Raw genomic sequence first — 25,383 nt, forward strand, 5'->3', positions numbered from 1 at the left:
AAGTTTACGGCTGCAAATTAGGAAAAAGACTGTAAACTTCGTTCTTCAAAAGCCCACTTCCTCCGCCGTAATGGTCGATAACCTTCACATCTTTGTTCAGATTCCGGCAAAAAGTTTTCACCTCATTTTCAAATTTCTCCTCCAAACCGGAACTCAAAAGCACAATATTTACCTGATTCTCTTTGATATAATCATAGCAGACGTTTTCATCGCTCTTGATTTCTGCTTTCCAGCCTTCATTATTTTCGATAATTCTTTTTAAGGTATCAAGAATTTCCTGATTTTTCCCAATGACTAAAAATTGTAAGCTTTCCATTTGATATTTGTTGTATTGAAGTTAATTTTCAGGAGCTTAATCCCACTATCCACTATATCTTTTTTTCCCGCCGCCAATTACTACCACAAAAAAAGGATGCCGTTCCTTATCGGGGCTAGGGATTTGGTCCGTATTATAAATGTTTGGTACCCGTAATTTTCAGTTCATTAAGGTCCAGCTGTGATTCTGCTTTTCTCACTTCATCCTCACTGAATTGGTTTTCACGTTTTATTTTGAACAATTCTTTTCTCTGCAATGCGAAAATATCCAGCATAATTTCGTGGTATTCATTTAAATCATTTCGTCTGTTGGTGCACATTTCCAAAGACTCCAGATGACCTTGCTGTTGCAAAATATCGTTCTCTATGGTATTTTTAAAGTTTTCCACCAGACTGTTCGTTTCCAGATTGGACTGGTATTTTTCATTCAGTAAATTCACCGCAAGATTATCCATCCTGATTTGAATGCTTGCCTGCTGTTCGTGAGAAGGCAAAATGTTATCAATCTCACCAATTTTGGTCAATTTAATAATCAAAGGAAGCGTCAAACCCTGGAAAACCAAAGTCACAAAAATCACCACAAACGTAATAAAGATAATCAAATTCCTGTGCGGAAATTCTGATTGCTCATTCATCATCACCGGAATCGATAAAGCCGTTGCCAGAGAAACCACGCCACGCATTCCTGCCCAACCGATAATCAATGGGTTTTTCCAGCCCGGACTTGGGTCTTTACGTACTTTTTTGCTCAGCCATCTCGGAATATGCGCCACAGGATAAATCCACAACATACGAACGACAATCACAATTAAGCTGATAATTAGACCATATTTAATTCCATCCATTACAGATGTTTCGCCCAATCCATCGACAATATCGGGAAGTTCCAATCCGATTAAGACAAAAACCAAGGCATTCATCACAAAAATCAGTGTATTCCAGACGCCTGTCATATTGATTCTTGTAGTTCCCGTCTTGAAGATTTCGTGCGAACGGAATGACATAAACAATCCGCCACTCACCACCGCCATTACTCCCGAAAAATGAAAATATTCCGCGGAAAGAAATAAAATATACGGCGTCATCACCGTCAAAGCTGCATCAATTGCAGGTGTCGTCGGCAAAAATCTGTGGATGGCGTAGAAAATATGAGCCGCTGCAATTCCGACCACAACACCCATTCCTGCAACCAAGAAAAATTGTCCCGTGGCTTCCTGCATAGAAAATACACCAGTCATCACGGCTGCCAAAGCAAATCTGAAAACAATCAGTGACGATGCATCATTGATGAGACTTTCCCCTTCCAGCATTGCAATCGTTCGCTTTGGAACTTTTAAACCTTTCAAAACCGTGGTCGCAGCAATCGCATCCGGTGGCGAAACAATTCCACCTAACAAAAATCCCATTGCCAAGGTGAATCCCGGGATTAAAGCCTGTGAAGCAAATGCTACAACAATAGACGTCAGAAAAACCAATCCGAAAGCCAGTAATCCAATGGTGCGTTTCCATTTCCAGAAATCGTTCCACGAGGTGTACCAAGCGGCTTCATACAACAATGGCGGTAGAAAGATGAGGAAAATAATTTCCGGGTCCAATTTCAAAACAGGAACTCCGGGAATTAAACTGATTCCCAATCCTGCCAACACCAAAAATATAGGATACGCAATTTTGATGCGCTGCGCCAGCATAACCAGTAGCATTACGACCAATAGAAGTCCAAGTATGAGTAGTAAATCTTCGTGCATAGTTTTTTGTTTATAAGTTAAATATGAAATATTAGATGATAGATCTATAACTTTTTTCGCCAATTGTTATTTTTTATTTTATAAATGAATAAAATGACATTCTGATATTTGTTTTCGGTCCTTTATTTTAATAAAGCTGTTTAAACTAATTTGAAATTTAACCACAAAAGGAACAAAAGATAATTATAAAGCTATTATTAATAATCAAAGTTCTCAAAAGAATAAAAAATCAAAGATTTTTAAAGATTTTTGTGTGCTTTTTTCTTTGTACTCATCAACTTTAGATAAAAATATCTAAATCTTTTGCCTCTTTTGTGGTTAAATAAAAAGTTTAAACAAGTTTAATATGACAAATGTATGGCGACAAGAGATACTGAGCATTTAACTAGATTAATAAATTACATCGCATCACATTTTTTTTCATTACAAATGTTTAAAAATTTAAAAATATGATTCAACGACCCATTTTGCCTATTCATCGAAAACTTTCGTCATTACGTAGGATTTACTATGAACTTTACATCAGAAAAGAGCAATAACGTTCAAACTTAAAATCTCAATCTTATGAAAACAAACATCGGGCTTACGGAGCAAAACACAGAAGCTGTAGCAGAACAATTGGCAAAATTATTAGCAGATGAAACTGTACTTTACATCAAAACCAGAAATGCACACTGGAATGTGACTGGCGACAATTTTCACGCAAACCATATTTTCTTTGAAGAACAGTATAAACAGATTGACGAGTTGATTGACAGCGTTGCAGAACGTTTACGAAAAATCGGTCATTACGCACCTGCTACAATGAAAATCTATCTTGAATTAACCCACCTTACAGAATACAGCGAGAGAACCAATGACGGATTGGGTTTTATGAAGGATTTACTAAAAGACCACGAAAGCATTATCGATTTTTTAAGAGGAAACGTTACACCTTTTGCTGAAAAATACAAAGATTACGGTTCCAGCGACTTCGTCACAAGCCTGATAGAAACGCACGAAGAAATGGCCTGGATGATTCGTTCTTACTTCAGAAATTAAAGTAAATAAGAAAAGGAATAATTATATTTGTGTCAACCATAATAAACTATCCCTATGAAAGCCCTGATTGTTGATGACAACGATATCGCAAGAACCACTCTCGCACACTTGGCGAAACAAGTCCCAAATTTGACGATTGTCAATGAATATTCCAACGCGATTGAAGCTTACAATCATTTGCAGAACAATCACATCGATTTGATATTTCTTGATATCGAAATGCCGGAAATGACCGGAATCGAGCTCACTAAAAACCTTTCAGGGAAAGACATTATTATTATTTTCACCTCATCAAACAAAGATTACGCACTCGAAGCTTTCGAATTGAATATTGCAGATTACATCTTGAAACCCGTGATGCCTGCAAGATTTTTACAAGCTGTAAGCAAAGCAAAGTCGATTTTGGAAAGCAGAAGAGAAAATGTAGAAGTCACCAAAGATGAGTTCCTTTTCGTCAGAGATTCCAATATCACAAGGCGTTTGAGACTCGACGATATTTTTTATGCAGAGGCAATGGGCGATTATGTAAAGTTTTACACAAGAGAAAAAATGTTTGCCATCCACGGCAAGATGAAAACGGCGGAAGAACGTCTCCCAAAAGACCATTTCATAAGGGTTCATCGGTCTTACATCGTCTCTGTCGGCAAGATAGACACGCTTCAGGACGGCGGAATTATGATAAACGGAAAATTCATTCCCGTTGCAGATGCGTACAGAAAGGCACTCAACACAAGAATGAATGTTTTCTAATTGACTTTTAATGATTTGGGCAGCTTAATCCGTCTTCCACTCCTGCTTTTTTTGTCATTGCGAACAAACTTTAGCAATTTGTTGAACTTTACAGCAATCGCAATGACAAAAAGAGCTCCGTTCAAGCCAGGTTGCAGATTCAACGTTCAAATTCGAGCGCAAAAATTCCCCTTTCTTGGGGGGGTGGCGAAAATTCAAAGAATTTTTGACGGGGTGGTTAATCACAATTTGAAAATAAGTACAGACACTTATGAAAAAAATATCCTCAGTAATGGGAAACAGACGGTTTAGTTATTTCATCATCCTCACATTCATTGCGGGTTCTCTCCTATTGATAGCGGTTCAAATCAATTCAGCTAAAAATACCAAAGAGCTCATTAAAAATAACAACAGACTTCTGAACGAATTGCGTTCCAGCAATCATTTACGTGAAATCGACCGTGATATTTTGGGTGTCGAAAGCAGAATCCGAGCTTCTATTGCGACCAACGACACGACACATCTCGAAGGAATTGACCAAAAAATCAGTCAAATAGAAAACTTTCTCGATTCACTCTCCAAAGACAACTCAGACGATGTTGAAGAAAAGTGGATTCACAGACTGAGCATTCTCGCAATGGAAAAGAAGACAACGAAGGATAAATTGCTGCTCCGTTATCACACCCTCGGAAATATGGACGACAACACTTCCATTGCCAATCCAAGAGCCCGAAAAATTTCGAACGAAATCACTTCCATCACTGCAAAAATCTACGAAAGCCGAAAGCTTCATATGGTTGACCTCAGCAAAGAAACGGAAGCGATGGGACAAAAAGCGAGATTGTATGATATTTCCCTATTGATTCTTTTGATTTTAAGCGGTTCAATCGTTGGTTATCACATTCTTCGTCAGTTTAAACGTCAGCGATTATTGATTCAGGAATTGGATGTTGCAGAGAAGAAAGCATCGGTTGCCGCACAGACCAAAGAAAATTTCTTAGCCAATATGAGTCACGAAATCAGAACGCCTTTGAGCGGGATTTTGGGCTTTACCAACCTTTTGCAGAAAAGACCTTTGGACGAAACTTCAAAAGAATTTGTTTCTTCGATTCAACGTTCTGGAGAAAATCTGATGGCGATTATAAATGACATTCTAGATTTATCAAAAATCGAAGCCGGAATGATGCGCATTACCAAAGGCATATTCAGCATCAATGGATTGTTGAATTCTATCGAAACATTTTTCGTAGAACGAGCAAAGGAAAAAGGTTTAACCATTTCCAGTAAAATAGATTCGTCCATTCCAGATACTTTAAATGGCGATGCAACGAGATTAACTCAGATTTTGGTTAACCTCATCGGGAATGCGATAAAATTTACGCATCAGGGAAACATCAATATCAAAATTTATAATAAACAACAAACAGAAAACGAAGTTGTTATCGGTTTCAAAGTTTCTGATACAGGCATCGGAATTGATAAAGAAAAACTGAGCGAAGTTTTTGAAAGATTTAATCAGGGAGAAGATTCTACAACACGAAATTACGGAGGAACGGGACTTGGTTTATCAATTGTAAAAAGCCTAATCCAGTTACAAAACGGCGACATCGAAGTCATCAGCGAACAGGGAAAAGGCACGACTTTTCATTTTTATATTCCTTATAATATTGCTAAAGAACAGCTTAATGTGATTCCGAAAGTTGACACCAATTATTTTAAAGACAAATCGAATGTACCTTTAAAAATTTTAATTGTTGATGATAACGCTCTCAATCAAAGTCTGATGAAGCATCTTCTCTCACAATGGAACGTCGATTTTGATACTGCAAACAACGGTCTGGAAGCGGTCGAATTTCTCAGAAATAACCATTGCGATTTGGTTTTAATGGATATTCAAATGCCACAAATGGACGGTTACATTGCCACGCAAACAATCCGTGAAGAATTGAAACTGAACACACCAATCATCGCAATGACGGCGCACGCTTTGGCGGGCGAACGCGAAAGATGTATGAGCCGTGGAATGAACGAATACATTTCAAAACCTATCATAGAGGAAGAATTATTTAAACTAATTTCCAATTTCGGATTGAAAGAAAACGAAAAAACCGAAACAAAAGCTGAAGAAACAGCTTCTAATTACGAGTTCATAGACCTTACTTATTTGAAGTCTATCAGTAATGATGACAAAGATTTTGAAAGAACAGTGACGCAACAGTTTTTAGATAAAGTCCCGACTCATTTGCAGGAAATGAAACTGGCTTATGAAAACAAAGATTTCAAATTACTCAAATTGAGAGCGCACGATTTGAAATCGAGTGTGGCGATAATGGGTTTGTTTCCATTATTAGAGGAAAAATTAGATATTTTAGAATTAACAATTGAAGAAAATCCGGCGTCAGCAAAAGCTTTGCAAGATCTAGAAGATATTTTACTGAAATCTTTTTTCGAGACTACATTATTTATACAAGCCATCAATCATTGATTTATTAAAAAACCAATTTCATTATGGAAACTCATGGCGCATCGGTGGTCATTACTCACCACATTCTAGACAGCAAACAAACAGAATATGAAAAGTGGCTCGATGAAATCCTGCCCGTTTCAAAAAGCGCCCAGGGTTTTATCGATTGGCAAATCGTTCGCCCAATTCCGAATCTGACTTTTGTTTATACAGTGATTATTCGCTTTGATACGATTGAAAATCTCAGAAACTGGATGGAATCTGATACCAGAAGAAAATTGATTGACAAAGCCCATCCATTATTCACCAAAGCAGATAATTACGAAATCAAATCCGGGTTAGATTTTCTGTTTTATGGTGAAAAAATAGACAACAAAGTTCCGGTTCGCTGGAAACAATATTTGGCGACCTGGTCTGCCATTTATCCCTTATCATTGCTGATGCAATTGCTGTTATTACCCTCTTTAAGATTAATAAATATTCCTGCCAATCGTTATTTTGATACATTGGTGAGTACGGGCTGTTTGGTTTTTCTGGTGATTTATGTGGTGATGCCGAATTATACGAAGCTGATTAGGAGATGGCTTTATAAATAATTTTAAATCTGACATTAAGCAAAATCCGTCTCAAGCTAAATTGGGTCGGATTTTTTGTTTTAAAGCTTTCTTCAAAACAATTTGTTTAAACCAAAACAACTTTGTGTTTTGTTTCCCACATTTGTTTTGGAACTTAACAACTTTTATCTAACAAATTCCAACGACACTTTCTGCCTATTCATCGAAGACCAATTGATTTTGCGCTGAGTTGCTTGTAGCTTTACTTCATCAAATTAATACAAACAATTAAAACCAGAAAATTATGGAAATTATTCAAACACCAGAAAACGCATTGTCTCACTCTACAGTTACAGCGATTATCAATGCCCCAATCGAAAAAGTAAACATCGCAGATTGGTTACTTAATCTTCCCGATGCCGAATATCAAAGATGCTCAACGCAGCACATCGGAGCGGCTATTTCTACCACTTATGATGGCGAACCGGTTTCTTTAAACGTTGAAACAATCGGAGATGCTTTGATGGTTCAGCATTATGTGGCGGTAGAGCACCGTCCGGATTACTGCAGAATGTTATCCATTTCAGATTCAATTACCAAAGGTGGTCGTACCAAAGTTCAGGTTTTATGGGAACTGAAAGCCACAAAAATCGATGATAACACGACATTGTACACCAACGAAATTCATGCAACTGCCACTCCCGAAATGTTCGAATTCCTGAAAGAACACAACGTAAATCTAGCTGATGCAGCCACTTCCAGACAAGCTGCTTCCGACGCTCACAACCACGAAGAAACGCCCAACTTTGCAAAAAGCATCGAAAACAAAGCGTTGACCGGAAAATACAATCAACCTTTCTAATTTAAAAACATAATGAGCGTATTTCGGTACGCTCATTTCATTTTAAAGTTATGGAAACACTTTTTGAAAAACTTATAGGAAGCTGGACTTTGGTAGAACTCATCGAAGTTCCTGTCAACGGCGGAGAAATTACGCATCCGATGGGCGAAAATCCAAAAGGACTGATTATTTACAATCCTGACGGTTTTATGTCGGCACAAATTATGGATATGCATCGGGAAAACTTTCATCAGGAACATTGGACCAATGCCACGCCGGAAGAATATACACAGGAAGGTTCAACCTATCTTGCGTATTCAGGGCCGTTCAAAACGGATGATGAAAAACAGTTGGTGAGCCACACGATGTACATCTCACTTTTCCCTAATTGGACAGGGCAAACGCAGAATAGAAATGTTATCTTTAAAGATGATTTTCTGCATCTTGAAAGCGAGAAACCATTCACCAGCAATTCGAGGTTGGTGACCCATAAACTGACCTGGAAGAGAGTTTGAAATGAATCTGATATTAAAATTTAAAAAAATGAAAGCAATCGTTATTACAAAACCTGGAGGCCCTGAAGTATTGAAATTACAGGATTACCCTACTCCCGAAATTTCCGGAGACGAAGTTTTAATCGAAGTGAAAGCAGCCGGACTCAACCGTTCCGATGTTTTTCAGCGTGAAGGCAATTATCCTGCACCGGAAGGAGCTTCTGCCGAAATTCCGGGATTGGAAGTTGCCGGAACTATTGTAAAATGCGGTTCTGATGTCGTAGATTTTACCGTTGGCGACAGAGTTTGTGCACTTCTCGCAGGTGGCGGCTATGCTGAATATGTCGCTGTGAGAGAAGGTCAATGTTTACCGATTCCGGCAGATTTAAGTTTTGCTGAGGCGGCAAGCTTACCGGAAACGGTTTTTACGGTTTGGTATAATGTTTTTCAGAGAGGAAAACTTCAACCGGGAGAAACCCTTTTGCTCCACGGTGGAAACAGCGGAATTGGAATCACGGGAATTCAGATTGCCCACGCTTTGGGTTCAAAAGTAATTGTCACAGTAGGTTCTGATGAAAAAGGCCGGAAATGTCTTGAACTCGGCGCAGATTCTTACATTAATTATAAAACCCAAAATTTTGAAACTGAACTTCAAGATAAAGGTGTTGACATCATCTTAGATATGATTGGCGGCGATTATTTATCCAAAAACATCAATATTTTGAAGCCTGAAGGCAGATTGGTTCACATCAATGCGGTAAATGGCAGTCGTGTCGATTTAGACATCTGGAAAGTAATGACCAAGCGCCTGAACGTTACAGGAAGTACTTTGAGAAGCCGGGAGTATGAATTCAAAAAACAATTGGCCAAAGAAATCCAGAAAAATGTCTGGCCTTTGATTGAATCTAAAAAGTTCAGACCTGTCATTTTTAAAACATTTTCTTTCTCGGAAGCCGAAGAAGCACATCGATTGCTTGAAGATGGTTCGCATACAGGAAAGATTATTCTTGTGAGATAGCAAAAATTTGAACTGATAACCAATGAAAAGAGATGTTATCTTCTACTCGTCCCTGATTATGGCTTTCAGTGCGGGCTTTGTGGATACAAGCACCTTCACGGCTGCAGATGGATTATTCTCTGCCCATATCACAGGGAATTTTGTGGTTTTCGCATACAAATTAACCAATCATCCGCAATTGCGTGATTTTATCAATCTTGTCAGCTTTCCTGTTTTCATCTTGGCGGTCATCTTAACCAGAAAAATGGACAGCCTTTATAAAAATGAAAAAGGAATATTTGCATCCATCGGTATATTTTTGATTGTTTCAGGTTGTACCGCTTTTTTATTAAAACAAAATCAGATTACAGCAGGATTTGTGTATCGTTCTATGCTGATGCTCATTGTCTTTTCGATGGGAATCCAAAATACAGTGACCCGTCTATACACCAATTCCGCTTTTGGTCCGACGACGGTAATGACGGGTAATATAACCAAAGCCATCCTTGATTTTTTCTCTTACATCTCAACACAGCGTACGTTTGAAAAGCTAATAGAATTACAGAAATCATTTGTTCTTTTAATTGGATTTTTGATTGGATGCGTCTCTGGAGCCTTAATTTCTGCACATTTCGGATTGGTTTCTATGTTGATTCCGGGTACTTTGATTTCAGTCTTCTACACCGTATCTTCAAAAAAAACATCTTTATCCCTGCCATAAATTCTTCTATAATTTAAATATTTATCCTTCTCAAATCAAACTGGGAAGGATTTTGTTTTTTTTAAATTACTTTAAATAATATCTGTCTTTAAAGTAAAAAATTGAATTTCGAATTATTCTCCATTCATGTGATAACGGCCACAAATCCACGAATTAATTTGATTGAAGTATTTTAAATTCCGCTTTTGATTTAAAAAAAATCGCGCATTCGTGGCATCCATTAAACTCATCAACTACTACTTTCAAATTCCTATCGACTCATTTTGCCCGTTCACCGAAAACCACTTCAAAATACTTTGATTCCGAGGTAGCTTTACAGTAGAAATAAAGACAAAAACTTATTAATCACAAAAACTTATCATTATGAATACTGCATCATTAAGTTTCAGATACGAATTAGAAAAAAAAGAACCAAGAACCAACGACGGCGGAACTACGAGAGGTGCTTCTGTAAAAGATTTCCCTGCTTCTATCGGCATTGCAGGAGTTTCGATGAGATTGCAACCGGGAAGTATGAGAGAATTACATTGGCACGCCAACGCCGCAGAGTGGGCGTACGTCATCTCAGGAACAGTTCGTACCACGATTATTCATCCAGACGGACACAGCTATACAGATAATTTTGAACCGGGCGATGTTTGGTATTTTCCAAAGGGTTATGGCCACTCTATTCAGGCGACAGGCACGGAAGAATGTCATTTCATTTTGATTTTTGATAACGGTAATTTTTCCGAAGACCACACGTTTAGCGTGACAGATTTTGTTTCGTCTGTACCACCTGAAATCGTTGCTCAGAATTTAGGATTGACTTTAGAAGAAGTAGGCGCTTTACCTCAGAAAGAAGCGTACTTCGCAGCAGGAATTGTTCCGGATGAGATGTCTTTCGTTGCTGAAGCTCGTCCAAATGAATCTAACATCGAATTAACTAGTTTTCACCGTTATCCTTTGCATTCTCAACAGCCAAGAATTGTTCCGGGCGGAGGTTTGCAGAGATTGGTAACGAGTAAAGAATTTCCTATCAGCAGCACGATGTCTGGTTCTATTTTGGAATTGCAACCGGGCGCTTTGAGAGAAATGCACTGGCATCCTAATGCGGACGAATGGCAATATTTTATTTCAGGACAGGCAGAGATGTCGGTTTTCCTGGCAGAATCTACTTGCGTTACCGAGCAATTCAATGCGGGAGATGTTGGTTACGTTCCCATGGGAGCCGGACATTACATCAAAAATACAGGTGACACGGTTTGCAGAATTCTCATTGGTTTCAACAGCGGAAAATATGAATCTATTGATTTGAGCGAATGGCTTGCTGGAAATCCGAAGGATGTTGTAATAACGAACTTTGGTTTGAAAGAAGGTGAAATTGGGAAATTCCCGACTGAGAAAGTTTTCATTCAGCCTAAGAAATAAGATTAGAATAAAATCTCGGGAAATAATGGATAATACTGTAATCAAAACAAGCACTTCCGTTTCATCTGATTCGATTAAGATGCAAGAGAGATTGGCGATATTTTTAGCTTTGATTGCCGGATATATCGATGCAACAGGATTGATCCAATGGAAAACGTACGTCTCTTTTATGAGTGGAAATACAACTTCATTGGGAGCGGCCATTTCAACGAGTACATCTGGAATTATAATTACATCAGTCACAGTTATCCTTTGCTTTTTAATAGGAATCTACGCAGGAACTTGTTTGTCATTATCGAGGAAAATAAAGAACCAAACATTGATATTTTATTTAGTTTCCGGAATTCTGATTTTGTACACCATCATTGCTTATTTCTTTACAGTCAATAAACTATCATCCATTGCAATCGTAGGATTTTCAATGGGATTGATGAATACGATTGTAACTTCTGTCGGAAATCAAAAGGTGAATACTGATTTCGTGACAGGAACTCTGAACAGCTTGGCAAGAAACACCGCAATGCTGATGATGACCAAAGATAAAGCAGAAAAAAAGGAATATCAATCCAACGCCATTCATCTTTTGCTTTTGTGGATAGGATTTTTATCAGGTGCGTTTATCGCCCCTTTCCTACTCGATTATTTTGGAAAATGGACTTTGATGATTCCTGCATTATTACTGATGATTTGCGGAATATTGATTTCAAAAAATAACACTAAAAACTAATATTATGTTACAGAAAAACGATGTTGCTCCAGATTTCACTTTGTATGCAACGCCAGACCAGAAAATTACACTCTCAGAATTCAAAGGAAAGAATGTTATTCTTGCTTTTTATCCCGCAGACTGGAGTCCGGTTTGCAGCGACCAAATGGCTTTGTACAATGAGACTTTGAAGTTTTTCAAGAAATACGATGCAGAGATTTTCGGAATTTCTGTGGACAGCAAATGGTGTCATCTGGCTTTTTCACAATCAAGAAATTTACATTTTCCTTTGCTGGCAGACTTTGAAGCCAAAGGAGAAATCGCTAAAAAATATGGTGTTTATGACGATCAAGAAGGTGAATGTAAAAGAGCACTTTTCGTCATCAACAAAGATGGCATTATCGAATGGAGTTATCTGTCGCCAACCGCCATCAATCCCGGTGCAGACGGAATTTTAGACGCTTTAGAAACCCTTAACACAAAATAAATTATGTCACTAAAACCAAATGTCAGCAATACTGACCACGCACAAGGCAACTTAACTGCCAACCTTATTATTGTAGAATACGGCGATTATCAATGTCCATATTGTGGCGCTGCTTATCCGGTTCTGAAGGAATTGATGAAAGAATTTGGAAGTCAAATTAAATTTGTTTTCAGAAACTTTCCATTGTCTGAGATGCATCAATATGCAAGACCGGCGGCCATCGCAGCAGAAGCAGCCAATCTTCAGGGGAAATTCTGGGAAATGCACGATGCAATTTATGAAAACCAGAGAGATTTGAATGAAAACTTACTGATGAAGCTGGCGGAACAATTAAAACTGAACATTCCGCAATTTGAAAAGGATTTGGAAAGTACTGAACTGGCTGATAAAGTAGATTCAGATTTTGAAAGCGGGATTATGAGTGGCGTGAACGGAACACCTTCTTTCTTTGTGAATGGGAAGAAATTCGATGGTGGCGCGGAAGATCTGTTTGAGCTTTTGAGGGAAAATACTAGAAACTGAAACCACAAAGACACAAAAGATCTTTGACACTTAAGAAAGTAATTATAAGTTTCTTTCATAATGCAAAGAAGAACACTAAAGTTTTCTTTTTCATATTGAAATTTGTTTATGCTGAATCTGCAGCCTGACTTGAGTGGAAATCCTTTTTTGTGGATGGAAAAGTAAGGGCAAAAAAGATTGGGAACGGAAGGCGGAAATAGCTGCCCAAAATAAAAATTATCTAAAATGTACGATATTAAACTAGATTAACGAGAAACGAATTGAACCATCCTACATTTGCTAAAGAATTAAGACAACAAAATATTAAAATAAATTAATCACAACACTTAAAAAATTAAAACAATGAGCACACTTAAATTAAAAGACGGAACAGAGATTTTTTACAAAGACCAAGGCGAAGGACCGGTTTTGATGTTTCACCACGGATGGCCTTTATCATCTGACGATTGGGATGCACAGGTTATTTTCTTTTTACAAAAAGGGTACAGAGTGGTGACGCACGACAGAAGAGGTCACGGCCGTTCTAGCCAGAATATTTACAATAACACGATTGAACAATATGCTTCTGACGCAGCTGAATTGGTAGAATTTCTTGACCTGAAAGATGTAGTTCACATTGGTCACTCAACTGGTGGTGGCGAAGTGATCCGTTATGTGAATAAATATGCTAATGGAAGAGCTAAAAAAGCAGTTTTAATCAGTGCAGTACCTCCAATTATGGTGGCTAGTGATGAAAATCCTGATGGTGTTCCGATGTCAGTTTTCGATGGCATCAGAGACCAGACTTTGAACAACAGACAACAGTTTTACATCGATTTGACTTTCCCTTTCTACGGTTACAACCGAGAAGGTGCAGATGTGAAAGACGGCATACAGAGAAACTGGTGGAGACAGGGGATGATGGGCGGAATTGTGGCTCATTATGACGGAATCAAAGCATTTTCTGAAACTGATTTCAGAGACGATTTGAAAGCTGTTGATATTCCTGTTTTGGTTCTTCACGGTGAAGATGATCAAATTGTGCCTTATCAAAATGCGGCTTTAAAATCAATCAAATTATTGAAAAACGGAACTTTGAAAACATATCCTGGTTTCCCTCACGGAATGCCGACTACGGAAGCTCCAACAATTAACAAAGATCTTTTAGAATTTATTGAAGGTTAATCAGATATATAAATAAAAGGGAATTAAAATTGATTCCCTTTTATTTATTTAATCGTCACGTAAATTGGCCTAACTCTTCTAATCTAATATAATCAACTTAATACTTTAAAATACTATCATGTCAGGGAACAAAGGGTTTATATATATACCTTTCAAGTTCATAACAATGTTTTAAAACAAAAATTAAATTTGAGAAATTCTAACTAAATCTTCCACCAAAAATTTCGACATCTATTTTATTATGAGTACAAGTAAAAAACCAAATTTACAGGAAGTTATGTGGTAAAAATGAGTTTTACAATTCTTGTCTAATATGGTTTTAAAGAACCAAGTCATCGATAAAAGTGGTTGAAGATATGTTCGTTTTAGTCACACTTGAGATGAGTCGTTATTTAGATTATTACTTTATTCCTGTCACATACCAACTTACAGTCCATGATAAAAAGTTGACATCAGTTATTGGAACTTATTAGATTGGGGAAGGGAGCATCGAATAGAGATTTTTAGCAATAAAAACTAATAGTAATGATTTTAGTGCTACAGCACTAAAATGATGTATTATTGCAGAATTAAAATCATCTAAATTATTTGACAACGGTTGCTTCCAACTCAACTTGTAGTGTTTCAAAAAGGGTCTTGACTTCTAATACAGTACTCGCCTGCTGTACTTCATTTTTAGTCAGCCAGTGTTGAATAACATCAAAATTTTCAAATAGTTCGGGAGAATTAGTGGTGTAAATATTAAGACGAACAATGTTTTTTACTTCATAGCCGCTTGAAAAAATTACTTTTTCTAAGTTTTCAATTGTTTGAGAAAGTTGGGTCTTCATATCTTCATCACTTGATATTCCATCTTCACTGATCGCAGTTTGACCTGATACATACAATGTGCCCACAACATTTTTAACTTCTACTGCCTGAACATAATTTCTGGCATCCTGCCATTTCCAGGGATTGATTACTTTTTTTTCCATTTTAATAAAATTATTGTGATACAAAGCTCACCATAATCTTATATTATCCAGTGTGATAAACCTCACATTATTTTTTAGGTTAAGAAAATAAACGACTTAAAGTTTCTCTAGATACTCCTAAATAAGAAGCAAGAAGAGACTTTGGGAGTCGTTGGAGCAATGATGGATGTTGCATTAATAAATATTCATATCTTTCTCTTGCTCCCAAGGTTAGAAATGAGAGAATACGCTTCTCTGAACCTATATGTCCTGCAATTGATTTACGAAGAAAAAAACGCTCCATCTTTTGCAGATCATTACAAAGTTTTTCGAAATTATCTAAAGACAATGATAATACATCGGTCTCTTCCAAGCTCTCTAATGTTAATGTAGCAAAACCTTTAGTATAAAAAGCTTGAAAATCTGTTTCCCACCAATCTTCCATTGCAAATGAGATAATGTGCTGTTTGTTATCTTCATCAGTATAAAACAATCTGAGAAGACCTGAAAGTACAAAAAAGACATTTACTACTTTTTCACCTTCGGAGATGATAATCTCATTTTTTTTAAATCGCTCATAAATAAAATATTTACTGACAGAGGCGAATTCCTCATCAGACAGATGTACAACTTTCTCGATATGTTTTCTTAGGAGAATGTATTTATCTTCCATTATAATATGAATGTCAATTAAGATCAATGCTGCACAAAGGTAGTTGATCATTTCTCAAAAGCATAATTTTAGTACTTCAAAATGACGATGGTCGGATCAGACATTATAAAAAACTGATTAACGCATAAAAAAATCAAACAATGTTCTAAAGGATTTTAAATTTGAAGATCAATTAGAGATTGGTGAATTTATACAGCGTTACAGCTTTTGTAAGATTAGAACAAATAGAGATAATTTTCCCATAGCAACTCACCTTCATTTCATATAGAATGTTCAGAGAATAAAATAATTTTTAAGCTACCATTGCGGTGGCAAAAATATTAACCAAACTTTTCCATATCAATAGGCAAACATTCATAAGTTATAAATTTGACCATTTTTCTTGTATCAATTCCATATTGACTGCTGAACCGGAAACACCACCAGCGTATATGGCTTGCGCTACTGACCTCATAAATGTGGTATTGTCTCCGCAAGCATACACTCCCGAAATAGTAGTTTTTTGGAACATATCTACTTTTAAGTAACCTTGTTCGGTTACTTCACAACCTAATTCTTGAGGGAAGAATATCGTCAACCACAATAATGGTTGGTTCTGTGATTAATATTGGAGTTACTTCTAAACTTTCTTGATGTTGTTGCACCGTATTTCTTGTATCGGCATGAAATTGTCCACTTGATTTGGGAATTGCATACTTACGTTGTAGGCAACTTGCCACGCTCTCCCCTAATCCATTGCTGACAAGCGTTTCACAAATGATCCTGGCAGGAAAAACAGCTCCCTCTACTAAGGGTGTACTTCTTGGTACCGGAACTAAAGCTGAGTTTGAAAAATATTCCGATAGATCGGCTTCTTTTATTCTCTGGCTTAATCTTGTACTGAAGCTTACATCTCCGTTTTTACAGGAACCGGCAACCGTCCTTGAAGAAATTTCTATCTCGGACTTACCTCTTGGAGAATAGGCCAAAAAAGTAAACAATGAAAAGTTATTGAAAAAGTACTATCCTCAATTTTTATGGACTACTGAAAATGAAGAGGAAAACTTTTTGAGAAATCAGACTTTGAAAAACCGTATAAAAAAAGATTTTTCAGATTGGCTCAACTACCCTCTTAAAAATCGAAAAAGAAAATCGAAAATGTTAATTCGAAAATTTAACGACAAAAGTTACCCTCACACAAATGAACCTAATGAGTTTGGTGAATATGATTGGTACAATGCAGGATTATACCAAACTTATGATAAAGGTTTAGAATTTATCATAAGTACACACGAAATAATTTCATTACAAAATAATAAATGGAGATTTCTCAAACCTGAAGAGAAAACAAATGGCAATAACTTTATAGTTTCTAAAATTGGAAAAATCAATTATTCAGAAATCATTGATTACGATATCGACGGTAATGAATATCATCTTCATCCTCACTTCTATTGTAAATTTTCATACAGCGGTACTCCATATGAGGAGATATACTATGTTGATATAGATAAAATATTTAATAGATTTGAAATTATTAACCATGAGAATGGATAAAATTTATTTATGATGGATAGTCAAATTAGAGGAACCGAAGGAGAAGAATTTGTTAATCAGTTAGCTTTCTCAACATTTTTTAAGTATTGGTGTTATCCAAGTCCAAAGTTGGAAAATGGCAATAAAAAAGAAATCTGTGATTTACTAATTATTTTTAAAGATATAGCCATAATCTTTTCAGTAAAGAATTATGAATTTAAGGGTAATCATAATCGTTATTTCAACAATACTATTTCCAAAGCTACGAAGCAAATCAATGGGGCTTACAAAACTTTATTTTCAAGGGATGAAGTTCGAATAAAACATCCTGATAAACAATTTGAAGAAATTTTCCATAAAGATTCTATTAAAAAAACTTTTAGAATTATAGTAAATTTAGGTGAGAATGTCAAATTTTATCCATTCAGCTCAATTACCAATAATGGTGATTTTATAACATTATTTGATAGAGACTCTTTTGAAACAATTATCAAAGAATTAGATACAGTCCCGGACTTTATTGATTATATTGAAAAAAGGGAAAAGCTTTTTAAAGATAAATTTACCATTATTCTTCCTGCCGAAGAAGATGACTTTTCAGTTGAAACGCAGAAAGAATTCTTTTCAATAACAGAAAATAGCTTTGACAATAATACAAAAACAGTTCTACTGTCAGGCACTGAGAAAGATTTATTAGCTCACTTTTTTGAAAATAAGAGAGAGTTTCCTGATATTTTAAATGATGAAACAGTAAATGGATTCTATTTAGTCATAGACAATAAATGGAATGAGTTTATTTCGAGAAAAAGATTTGAAAACAAAAAAGAAGCTGACAAAATAAGTTATTTCGTCGATGGATTTGTTGAGAATGAATTATTAATAAATATTACTCCATACAGAGAAGAATTAGCAAAACATTTATTATCATTTGATCGTTTAACAAGGCGATCAATTGGAGAGAGTTATTTTGATTTTCACAAGAAAAATGCTAATAATACAGGATTATATTTCGGAAGAAGATTAGTAGACTTCGGGGAAATAGGGATTCTGTTTACGAGTTACACAGAAGAAATGACTGATGAGATGTTCAACATATTGAACAACCTAGCTGTCGAATCATTTAATGTCTATACAAAATATAAATATCCAACCATTATTTTGATTTCAACAAATAAAGACCATTTTTTAAAATTTGGCTTAATTGAAAATATTAAGCCCTACCCAAAAGAATATGAGGAATTAGTAAAAAACGACATAAAAACTTTAGGTTGGTTTACTGATTTAACTGAAGGAAAATTTACAAATCAGGAATTTCCTGAATAATAATTTTCCATGACTTATTTATCACAACCGAAACTATCTTTTAAAGAATTTACTTGTGGTGGATTACTCTTAAAATGGTTTTCAACACTAGAGAACTTTTTACACTGCCTTAATAAATATATTTTCACAACTTTAATTAAAATAATTAGTTTAGTTTATTATTCTAATAGAATTTCCACTGAAGACTGTTTCCCATCTTTATACAAAAACCATGAGATGTTGATGATTTTGAGATAATCTTTTTTTGTGCCCAACTGTTTGAATTCTTTCTCCGATAAAAGTTCAGTGGTTGAAATATATTCTCCGGTACGGGGAAGAAATGGTAGGTCCCATTTGATTTCTACCGATCCATTTTGATAACATAGAAATACTTTCAAAACTTTTATTTCTAAGATACTTATTTTTAAAATAAATTTAGTGATCCGGGAACTCAAATATGGTTTTTTGGTCATCTTTCAAAACTAGATAGGCACTGAACTTTTTGCCGTTCTTGGCCTTCATATTTTTGATGAGAGGGGTTTTTCTGTTGTTGATGAGTGAAGTAATCTGCTGTAAGCTTAGCTGCACGCCACAGACAGTTCTGAACTGCATCCAGTTGCATTGTTCATCAGGGCATTTGATGATCTTGTCTTTGATGATGAGGTTGTGCTGCTGGCATTTTGGGCATTTGAGTTCAGGGATATTTTCTTGTAGAATGGATAGTGATAATAGTTCTTTAGTGATCTCTTTTGTGTAGTCTTTGATGTCAGTGATGAATTGTTTTGAATTGAGTTCGCCTTTTTCGATCTTGTCCAATGCCATCTCCCACTCTGCGGTCATTTGTACATTGGCTATCTTTTGGTTTTTGACAAGGTGATAAACTTTGATTCCTTTTTCGGTTGGTACTAAAGTCTTGCTTTTTCGGATGATGTAGTTTCTGCTGAGCAGGGTTTCAATGATGGAAGCTCTGGTTGCGGGTGTTCCGATCCCGATATTTGAAATGGCTTTCTGTTGTTCTTTATCTTCGATCGATCTTCCTGCATTTTCCATCGCCGACAACAGATCTGCCTCACTGTACAGTTTGGGCGGTTGGGTTGTTTTTTCTTGTAGGTCTGCTTGTGAAATTTTCAGCTCATCCCCGATTTTCATTTCTGGCAGGTCAATAAGTGTTTCTTCAACATTATGGTTATTGGAAGTGCTGTCGTTATTTTTGTTATTATCGTTATGTTCTGAGAGTATCCCTTTGATGGCTCGCCAGCCTTTGGTTAGTATTTTTGATCCTTTGATGCTGAATTCATAGTGGTGTACTTTGAGTGTAATGTGGCTGACCTGTTTGCTGCAATGTTCTGACAAGGATTCCAGTAAACGGTAGGCAATCATATCATAGATGGCTTTCTCGGTTGCATTGAGTGCAGATGGTATTTTTGTGGTGATCAACATTCCGTGGTGATCAGTTACTTTTAGATCATTCACCATCCTTTTGTTGAAATTACCGAATTTAAGGGCTGAAATGGCAGGTTTGAATTGATCGACCGTATTGAGAATTCTGACCAATTCCGGGATCTCTGCCCAAAGGTCTTCGGGAATATAGTTGCTCCCGGTTCGTGGATAGGTGATGAATCTCTTTTCGTAAAGTGACTGTGCGGTCTGCAAGACCTCATCAGCTGACAGACCTAGCTTTCTGTTGGCTTCCTTCTGAAGTTCTGTCAGGTCAAAAAGAAGAGGTGATGGTTCTTTTACAGTTTGGATTGAGACATTCTCAACAGTAGCCCTGCCCTCTCTTTCTATGGATCTTAGGATCTGCTCTGCCTGTTTTTTGTCTTCCCATTGCTCCGTGGACTGGCTGGTGAAATCCAGGTATTCTTTTCGATGCTTCAACTGGATCTGCCAGTATTTGTTTTGGGTAAAATTATTATGGTCTTCAAATCTCTTGCAGATCAAAGCGAGTGTCGGGGTCTGTACCCTGCCTAAGGAATAGACATCTTGGTTAGCAGCAATGCTCAATGCCTGGGTGGCATTGATCCCGACCAGCCAATCGGCTTCGCTTCTGGCTTTTGCTGCCTGATACAAACCATCGAATGCCGAACCTCGTTGCAGCTTTTTGAAACCGTCCTGTATGGCTTTTTCAGTCAGGGAACTGATCCATAGTCTTTCAAACGGTTTATTGCATTGGAGGTAGTGGTAGATGTATCGGAAGATCAACTCACCTTCCCTTCCTGCATCGGTAGCAACGATGATACTGTCGCATCGATCGGTGACATTTTGTATGATCTTTAATTTGTTTGAGTGCGGAAGGATCAGGTTGGTAACCTTTCTGGTTTTGTTTTTTAATGGACCTTGGGATCAACAGGAATGGATCTGGAAAGATAGGCAAAGAGGCTTTGTCAAAGCCTCTTATATCATAATCTTCCGGCATTCCCAATGACACCAAATGACCTAATGCCCAAGTTATGCAGTAACCGTTGCCCTCCAGATAACCGTCTTTTCTTTCGTTGGCATTTAACAATTGTGCGATCTCTCTTGCGACACTGGGCTTTTCTGCGATGATGGCTTTCATAGGGTTGGATTTATTGTGGTTGTAATTGTATTATTAATTGTCAGTGGTCGACTACATCTTGCGTCCTTTTGATCTTGTCGGCTTTTTCTGCTGATCTTCCTGCTTTTTATTGGCAGGTTGTTGCTGTTTGGACTCTAAAGGCTCTTTGAGATTCTTGGTGGCTTCATTCGTCTTGCCATCGGAATTGACTGCCTTTTGAGTCTTGTGGTCTTCCGACGGCTGGGCTTTTTCTTTAAGCTTATTGGGATTGGTAAATGAAAAGTCCGTTTTGGACGTTTCCTTATCGAAGGTGATGTAGCCTTGATAGGCTTTTCCTTTGCCGTCTACAAGACCATCCACATACACCGTCTGCCCTGCTTTGAATTTGTTGTACTGTGCATCATCCAGTTCTTTTCCACGGAATACTCTCGGGGCTTCCCCATCTTTGGATTGATTTTGCTGACTGGATGGGTTCTTTTGTTGTGTTTGATGCTGGTTTTGGTTGTTGTTGAAGATAAATTCAACATAACGCTTATCTGCATTGAACTGTACAGTAGCATCAAACAGTTCTCCTTTTTTAGAGGTCATCCCTTCCAGATAAAGAGGCTTGCCTTCCAGCAATGTTTGTTTTTGGTGGTCATCCAATCTGATGCCCTTGATCTCATCCGGGATCTTCATATACTCAGCCCTGTAAGCGACCAGTTCATTGGTCAGTCGGTCACGGCTGATCACGGAAGGAATGATCTCATCGGTCTTGGGATTGACAAGATCGACAACCCTGCCCATATTCCCACTTTCTTTGAGGTTCTTTTTGTCTTCATCGGTGAACTCGTGACCGAGAAACTTGAGGTTGTAGTTGGGCTCTTTGCGGATGCCGTGCAGGTTAACGGCAACTTCGCCGTTGTCTGCGGTTTGGAGTGATAGGCGGACATCCATCTTGCTGACCGCTGTTCCCAAATTGATGGTAATGGGAATTAAATTATTGGTTTTGAAGCCTCTGAGAAGAGGATCCATAGCATTCATTTTTTCAAGCTTCTCCTGGTTAAGCCCGATTTCTCCATAGTTTTCCAGTCGATCTGTTCAGGCTGGAAACGGTACTCCTGAGTTTCTGTGTTGTTTTCCATTGTATTCTGATTTTTTAATGGGTTTGTATTTTTTAATTGTATTGCATAATCTTTCAGCTTTTCCTTTTCTTCAGGGGATGCCTGATCGACATACTGCTGAAGGTCTTTCGCGGTATTGACCGCATTATATTCCGAGACCTTGAAGAAATTGAAATGCGATGGGTTTTTAAGCTGCCTGTAGAAATTGGAAAAGAAGTTGGAGAAAGGGTCGCCGTGCTTGTCAACCCGGATCAATTGGTCATTCTCCTTTTTCTCGTCAGGAGGGATCTTTTGCAGATTTCCATCTTGGTCGATTCCTTTGACCATCTCAACAGCATTGGTATGGATGTTCAAGACAAGCAATGTGTCGGACAACGGCTTGATCTCATTCGTTTCATTCTGTACCTTCTTTTCCATAGCAGATATTTTGTGCGATGAAGGTAGCGGGATGAGCGTTGAATGGGTTGATTTGGAACTTTCTCTACTTCTTTGGCAGCTTCTGTCCTACTTCATTATGCACTTAGACATTCTCTGATGAGCTGATGGACATCGGACAGCTTGTAATATAGCTTGCCACTAATGGTGTAGTAAGGCAGCTTTTTGTCTGTGCGATAGCGCTGCAAGGACCTTGAACTGATCTTAAGAAGTTGCAGTACGTCCTGATTGTCAAGCAATACCTCGCCGTCGATCTCGATAAATCGGGATTGGCTGGATGCCACTTGTTCTTTAAGGATATCGAATCGTTCCATGATCCTTTGCATCCATGCGATAAATTCTGTTCTTTCGGTATTCATAACGGTGATTTTTTAATGTTAAAGGGTATGAACAGTTGATCAACTTTCTATTGGGGTAAAGTTGAAAATTGAACATCACATAAAATCACTACCTTTTCGTAGTACCGAAAAGATTTTAAGTTTTTGAAATGAATATTTTTGGTAAAAGATCGATATTTACTATAAAATAAAAATAAGATGGGATTGACAGAACAACTTTTTGGAAGTGCTGCTGAGAAATTTACAGAATGTGTTGAGATTAAAATTGCAGAACTCAATGAGAAGCATAAAAATTTTCTTTCTGAACAAAATATTGATCTGAATGATTCCTATATAATCACATTTGGACAAAGTGGGACAGGCAGAATCGGATTCAGTAGGACGAGTGATATTTCAAATGAGATTGATATCGAGATTGATAAAATTCTACATGATTGTGCGGAAAAGCATCTTAATAAATTGTAGTATCTCATTAGAATTTGTACATCTATCCGTTTCAGGTAATGAATGATTTAGTTTACAACAATAAATTTGTTAACGTCTTGAAATTCCTAAAAATAGGGTTCAATAAAAGATCCCCGCAAAATTTGCAGGGATCAGTATCGTAACATTCTTATTTCTTTGATTCCTCAACAGAAACTTTTCTGAAGTCTTTAAATAATTTGCTTAGTTCAAGGGCAGATTTTCTTGCTCTTGTCCCGGCAGCCTTGTTCCCTTTTTCAGATTGTTGATTAGCTTCAGCAGAAAATGCTTCAAATTCTGCGTTGATCTTTTCGATTAGTTCTTTCATAATGTGATAATTTAAAATTAATTGGACGGCAAATATAATGGTTATGGGGCTTTTATTCGATGATTTTCAATCTTGTTTAGATGATTTTTTTTATTTTTATTGAAATTAAAAACCGATGAATTACCAAACATTTGAGCCTGATAAGGAATTGGAGGTACTTGTCAAATGCTATTGGACACTGGAAAGTTCAGTAGATGAACAACGGGAAAAGCAATCCGTCGTTCCAGATGGATGTATGGAGATGATCTTTCATTATGGTGATCTTTATAAGCAGTACACCGGCAGAGGAAAAAGTATGATCCAATCCAGATGCTTTGTCATCGGTCAGCTGACAAGACCACTTGAAATAGAACCTACCGGAAGGACGGGTATTTTCTCTGTCCGCTTTCATCCCTATGGTTTTTTACCTTTTGCTTTCCTACCCATAAAGGAAATGGAAAACACTGCTATTCCATTGGAAAAACTCTTCGGACGGAAAGGGAAAGATCTGGAGGAGAAAATATTAAATGTGAATTCGGTGCAGGAAAGGATCAAGTTGGTCGAAATATTTTTACTGAACAGTCTGAGCCGCTTAGAAACTATAGATCATATTGTGAGATCGACTGTTGAGACCATTTTAACGGGCAACGGACAACTTTCCATTAATGAACTTTCCAGCCAGATCCATATCAACCGCAGGCAATTGGAGCGTAAATTTTATCTGGCCATAGGTTTAAGCCCAAAACAACTGTCAAAGACCATTCGTCTGCAGGCTGCACTTAAGATGCTGTTGACGAAGGAATCTGCTAACCTTACGGCTCTGGCCCATGAGAATAATTATTATGATCAGGCTCACTTCATCAAAGATTTCAAAGAACTTGTTGGCATTACCCCAAAAGAATTCTACGGAAAGAATCTGAAAATGACCTCTTTTTTTATCGTAGATTGATCATGTCGCATTTTTACAATTTTGTTTACAGGGGATATTGCAACTTCGCATCGTGATCTGATGACAAGGCAAAGAGAATTGTCGTAAACGCCATCAATAAAACCAAAACGATGAGAAAAAGAATAAATTTTTATGTGGTTGCTGCCCTGCTAACGCTTTGTACCTGTACCTTAAAAAATTCAAGCAATATAAAAAAAATAGAATGGCTGGTCGGAACCTGGGAACATAAAACTTCGAAAGGTAGTATTTATGAAACCTGGAAAAAAGGCGATGGAAATGAACTTGTCGGTAAAAGTTATGTGATCAAGAATAAGGATACTATCTTATTTGAGAGCATACGATTGGTCCACGAGCAAGGCAAACTTTTTTATATTCCGGCTGTTAAGGATCAGAATGAAGGTACTCCGATCCGTTTTGAGGGAAAGAGAATTTCTGAAACCCATTTGGTGTTTGAAAATAAAATGCACGATTTCCCACAGGTCATCTCTTACAAAAAGATTGGTGAAGACTCTTTGAAGGCTGAGATTTCAGGACTTAGGAATGGAAAGGAAGAACGGCGTTACTTCCCAATGAGACGTATTAAATAGAGTCTCATATATTAATCCGCAGAACAGGTTAAA

General features: G+C 37.2%; 29 protein-coding genes and 1 pseudogene. 19 read left to right on the forward strand and 11 right to left on the reverse strand.

Going from position 1 to position 25,383, the window contains the following annotated elements:
• Positions 1 to 4: 4 nt before the first annotated feature.
• Both B5X64_RS15745 and B5X64_RS15750 read right to left on the reverse strand, forming a co-directional pair.
• A complete protein-coding gene (locus B5X64_RS15745) occupies positions 5 to 316 on the reverse strand; it encodes a hypothetical protein (protein ID WP_079466144.1) in 312 nt (103 codons plus the stop codon).
• A 133-nt stretch (positions 317 to 449) separates the two neighbouring features.
• Positions 450 to 2,060 carry a Na+/H+ antiporter gene (locus B5X64_RS15750; protein ID WP_079466145.1) on the reverse strand — a complete coding sequence of 537 codons (1,611 nt, stop codon included), beginning with the start codon at positions 2,058 to 2,060 and terminating at the stop codon, positions 450 to 452.
• Positions 2,061 to 2,624: 564 nt separating this feature from the next.
• Here B5X64_RS15750 and B5X64_RS15755 point away from each other — a divergent pair.
• The 13 genes from B5X64_RS15755 (at position 2,625) to B5X64_RS15820 (ending at position 14,190) form a co-directional block, all read left to right on the forward strand.
• Positions 2,625 to 3,101: a Dps family protein gene (locus tag B5X64_RS15755; RefSeq protein WP_079466146.1), complete on the forward strand. Its 477-nt coding sequence runs from the start codon at positions 2,625 to 2,627 to the stop codon at positions 3,099 to 3,101.
• A gap of 54 nt (positions 3,102 to 3,155) precedes the next feature.
• Complete coding sequence (locus B5X64_RS15760; protein ID WP_079466147.1) at positions 3,156 to 3,851, forward strand: LytR/AlgR family response regulator transcription factor; 696 nt, start codon at positions 3,156 to 3,158, stop codon at positions 3,849 to 3,851.
• A 250-nt stretch (positions 3,852 to 4,101) separates the two neighbouring features.
• Positions 4,102 to 6,315, forward strand: coding sequence for a hybrid sensor histidine kinase/response regulator (locus tag B5X64_RS15770; RefSeq protein WP_079466149.1), 2,214 nt, complete (start codon positions 4,102 to 4,104; stop codon positions 6,313 to 6,315).
• 23 nt (positions 6,316 to 6,338) lie between these two features.
• Positions 6,339 to 6,890: a putative antibiotic biosynthesis monooxygenase gene (locus B5X64_RS15775; protein ID WP_079466150.1), complete on the forward strand. Its 552-nt coding sequence runs from the start codon at positions 6,339 to 6,341 to the stop codon at positions 6,888 to 6,890.
• Between the two features lie 262 nt (positions 6,891 to 7,152).
• Complete coding sequence (locus B5X64_RS15780) at positions 7,153 to 7,710, forward strand: hypothetical protein (protein ID WP_079466151.1); 558 nt, start codon at positions 7,153 to 7,155, stop codon at positions 7,708 to 7,710.
• 50 nt (positions 7,711 to 7,760) lie between these two features.
• Positions 7,761 to 8,204, forward strand: coding sequence for a lipocalin-like domain-containing protein (locus B5X64_RS15785; protein ID WP_079466152.1), 444 nt, complete (start codon positions 7,761 to 7,763; stop codon positions 8,202 to 8,204).
• Positions 8,205 to 8,232: 28 nt separating this feature from the next.
• Entirely contained in the window at positions 8,233 to 9,201 is a 969-nt protein-coding gene (locus B5X64_RS15790; RefSeq protein WP_079466228.1) for an NAD(P)H-quinone oxidoreductase, read from the forward strand.
• Between the two features lie 22 nt (positions 9,202 to 9,223).
• Positions 9,224 to 9,901: a YoaK family protein gene (locus B5X64_RS15795; protein ID WP_079466153.1), complete on the forward strand. Its 678-nt coding sequence runs from the start codon at positions 9,224 to 9,226 to the stop codon at positions 9,899 to 9,901.
• Positions 9,902 to 10,264: 363 nt separating this feature from the next.
• Positions 10,265 to 11,311 carry a cupin domain-containing protein gene (locus tag B5X64_RS15800; protein ID WP_079466154.1) on the forward strand — a complete coding sequence of 349 codons (1,047 nt, stop codon included), beginning with the start codon at positions 10,265 to 10,267 and terminating at the stop codon, positions 11,309 to 11,311.
• A gap of 25 nt (positions 11,312 to 11,336) precedes the next feature.
• Positions 11,337 to 12,038, forward strand: a complete 702-nt coding sequence (locus tag B5X64_RS15805; RefSeq protein WP_079466155.1) for a YoaK family protein — start codon at positions 11,337 to 11,339, stop codon at positions 12,036 to 12,038.
• A 4-nt stretch (positions 12,039 to 12,042) separates the two neighbouring features.
• Positions 12,043 to 12,504: a redoxin domain-containing protein gene (locus B5X64_RS15810; protein ID WP_079466156.1), complete on the forward strand. Its 462-nt coding sequence runs from the start codon at positions 12,043 to 12,045 to the stop codon at positions 12,502 to 12,504.
• Positions 12,505 to 12,507: 3 nt separating this feature from the next.
• Complete coding sequence (locus B5X64_RS15815; protein WP_079466157.1) at positions 12,508 to 13,026, forward strand: DsbA family protein; 519 nt, start codon at positions 12,508 to 12,510, stop codon at positions 13,024 to 13,026.
• 342 nt (positions 13,027 to 13,368) lie between these two features.
• Positions 13,369 to 14,190, forward strand: a complete 822-nt coding sequence (locus B5X64_RS15820; RefSeq protein ID WP_079466158.1) for an alpha/beta fold hydrolase — start codon at positions 13,369 to 13,371, stop codon at positions 14,188 to 14,190.
• Positions 14,191 to 14,774: 584 nt separating this feature from the next.
• Here the strand turns inward: B5X64_RS15820 and B5X64_RS15825 are convergent.
• The 3 genes from B5X64_RS15825 to B5X64_RS15835 form a co-directional block, all read right to left on the reverse strand.
• The gene (locus B5X64_RS15825; RefSeq protein ID WP_079466159.1) at positions 14,775 to 15,164 is read right to left on the reverse strand and encodes a RidA family protein; all 390 of its coding nucleotides are present in this window, start codon (positions 15,162 to 15,164) and stop codon (positions 14,775 to 14,777) included.
• A 79-nt stretch (positions 15,165 to 15,243) separates the two neighbouring features.
• A complete protein-coding gene (locus tag B5X64_RS15830; protein WP_079466229.1) occupies positions 15,244 to 15,816 on the reverse strand; it encodes a Crp/Fnr family transcriptional regulator in 573 nt (190 codons plus the stop codon).
• A gap of 361 nt (positions 15,817 to 16,177) precedes the next feature.
• Positions 16,178 to 16,393 (reverse strand): FAD-dependent oxidoreductase, encoded by a 216-nt coding sequence (locus B5X64_RS15835; RefSeq protein WP_228418953.1) that lies wholly within the window; start codon positions 16,391 to 16,393, stop codon positions 16,178 to 16,180.
• Between the two features lie 179 nt (positions 16,394 to 16,572).
• Between B5X64_RS15835 and B5X64_RS15840 the strand changes: the two genes are divergently transcribed.
• The 3 genes from B5X64_RS15840 to B5X64_RS15850 are packed head-to-tail and all read left to right on the forward strand — an operon-like array spanning position 16,573 to position 18,654.
• A complete protein-coding gene (locus B5X64_RS15840) occupies positions 16,573 to 16,779 on the forward strand; it encodes a hypothetical protein (RefSeq protein ID WP_079466161.1) in 207 nt (68 codons plus the stop codon).
• Positions 16,780 to 16,806: 27 nt separating this feature from the next.
• Positions 16,807 to 17,352 carry a hypothetical protein gene (locus B5X64_RS15845; RefSeq protein WP_079466162.1) on the forward strand — a complete coding sequence of 182 codons (546 nt, stop codon included), beginning with the start codon at positions 16,807 to 16,809 and terminating at the stop codon, positions 17,350 to 17,352.
• Positions 17,353 to 17,361: 9 nt separating this feature from the next.
• Entirely contained in the window at positions 17,362 to 18,654 is a 1,293-nt protein-coding gene (locus B5X64_RS15850) for a hypothetical protein (protein ID WP_079466163.1), read from the forward strand.
• Between the two features lie 158 nt (positions 18,655 to 18,812).
• Here B5X64_RS15850 and B5X64_RS15855 read toward each other — a convergent pair whose 3' ends face one another.
• The 5 genes and pseudogenes from B5X64_RS15855 to B5X64_RS15870 all read right to left on the reverse strand — a co-directional run bounded on the left by B5X64_RS15855 (position 18,813) and on the right by B5X64_RS15870 (position 23,066).
• The gene (locus B5X64_RS15855) at positions 18,813 to 19,031 is read right to left on the reverse strand and encodes a hypothetical protein (RefSeq protein WP_034675205.1); all 219 of its coding nucleotides are present in this window, start codon (positions 19,029 to 19,031) and stop codon (positions 18,813 to 18,815) included.
• Positions 19,032 to 19,068: 37 nt separating this feature from the next.
• Positions 19,069 to 21,190, reverse strand: a pseudogene (locus B5X64_RS15860) (type IA DNA topoisomerase).
• A 51-nt stretch (positions 21,191 to 21,241) separates the two neighbouring features.
• Complete coding sequence (locus B5X64_RS15865; protein ID WP_338030628.1) at positions 21,242 to 22,183, reverse strand: DUF3945 domain-containing protein; 942 nt, start codon at positions 22,181 to 22,183, stop codon at positions 21,242 to 21,244.
• Positions 22,184 to 22,188: 5 nt separating this feature from the next.
• Positions 22,189 to 22,689 (reverse strand): hypothetical protein, encoded by a 501-nt coding sequence (locus B5X64_RS23260; protein ID WP_338030629.1) that lies wholly within the window; start codon positions 22,687 to 22,689, stop codon positions 22,189 to 22,191.
• 95 nt (positions 22,690 to 22,784) lie between these two features.
• Entirely contained in the window at positions 22,785 to 23,066 is a 282-nt protein-coding gene (locus B5X64_RS15870) for a helix-turn-helix domain-containing protein (protein ID WP_079466165.1), read from the reverse strand.
• Between the two features lie 177 nt (positions 23,067 to 23,243).
• Here B5X64_RS15870 and B5X64_RS15875 point away from each other — a divergent pair, with 177 nt between their 5' ends.
• Complete coding sequence (locus tag B5X64_RS15875; RefSeq protein WP_079466166.1) at positions 23,244 to 23,510, forward strand: hypothetical protein; 267 nt, start codon at positions 23,244 to 23,246, stop codon at positions 23,508 to 23,510.
• A gap of 148 nt (positions 23,511 to 23,658) precedes the next feature.
• Here B5X64_RS15875 and B5X64_RS15880 read toward each other — a convergent pair whose 3' ends face one another.
• Positions 23,659 to 23,835 carry a histone H1 gene (locus B5X64_RS15880; RefSeq protein ID WP_055983569.1) on the reverse strand — a complete coding sequence of 59 codons (177 nt, stop codon included), beginning with the start codon at positions 23,833 to 23,835 and terminating at the stop codon, positions 23,659 to 23,661.
• Between the two features lie 115 nt (positions 23,836 to 23,950).
• On the opposite strand from B5X64_RS15880, the gene B5X64_RS15885 reads away from it, so the two are divergent.
• The gene (locus B5X64_RS15885) at positions 23,951 to 24,763 is read left to right on the forward strand and encodes a helix-turn-helix domain-containing protein (protein ID WP_079466167.1); all 813 of its coding nucleotides are present in this window, start codon (positions 23,951 to 23,953) and stop codon (positions 24,761 to 24,763) included.
• Positions 24,764 to 24,873: 110 nt separating this feature from the next.
• A complete protein-coding gene (locus tag B5X64_RS15890) occupies positions 24,874 to 25,350 on the forward strand; it encodes a DUF6265 family protein (RefSeq protein WP_079466168.1) in 477 nt (158 codons plus the stop codon).
• The last annotated feature ends 33 nt before the right edge of the window (positions 25,351 to 25,383 follow it).

This window comes from Chryseobacterium balustinum (assembly GCF_900168205.1).
Taxonomy (GTDB): domain Bacteria; phylum Bacteroidota; class Bacteroidia; order Flavobacteriales; family Weeksellaceae; genus Chryseobacterium; species Chryseobacterium balustinum.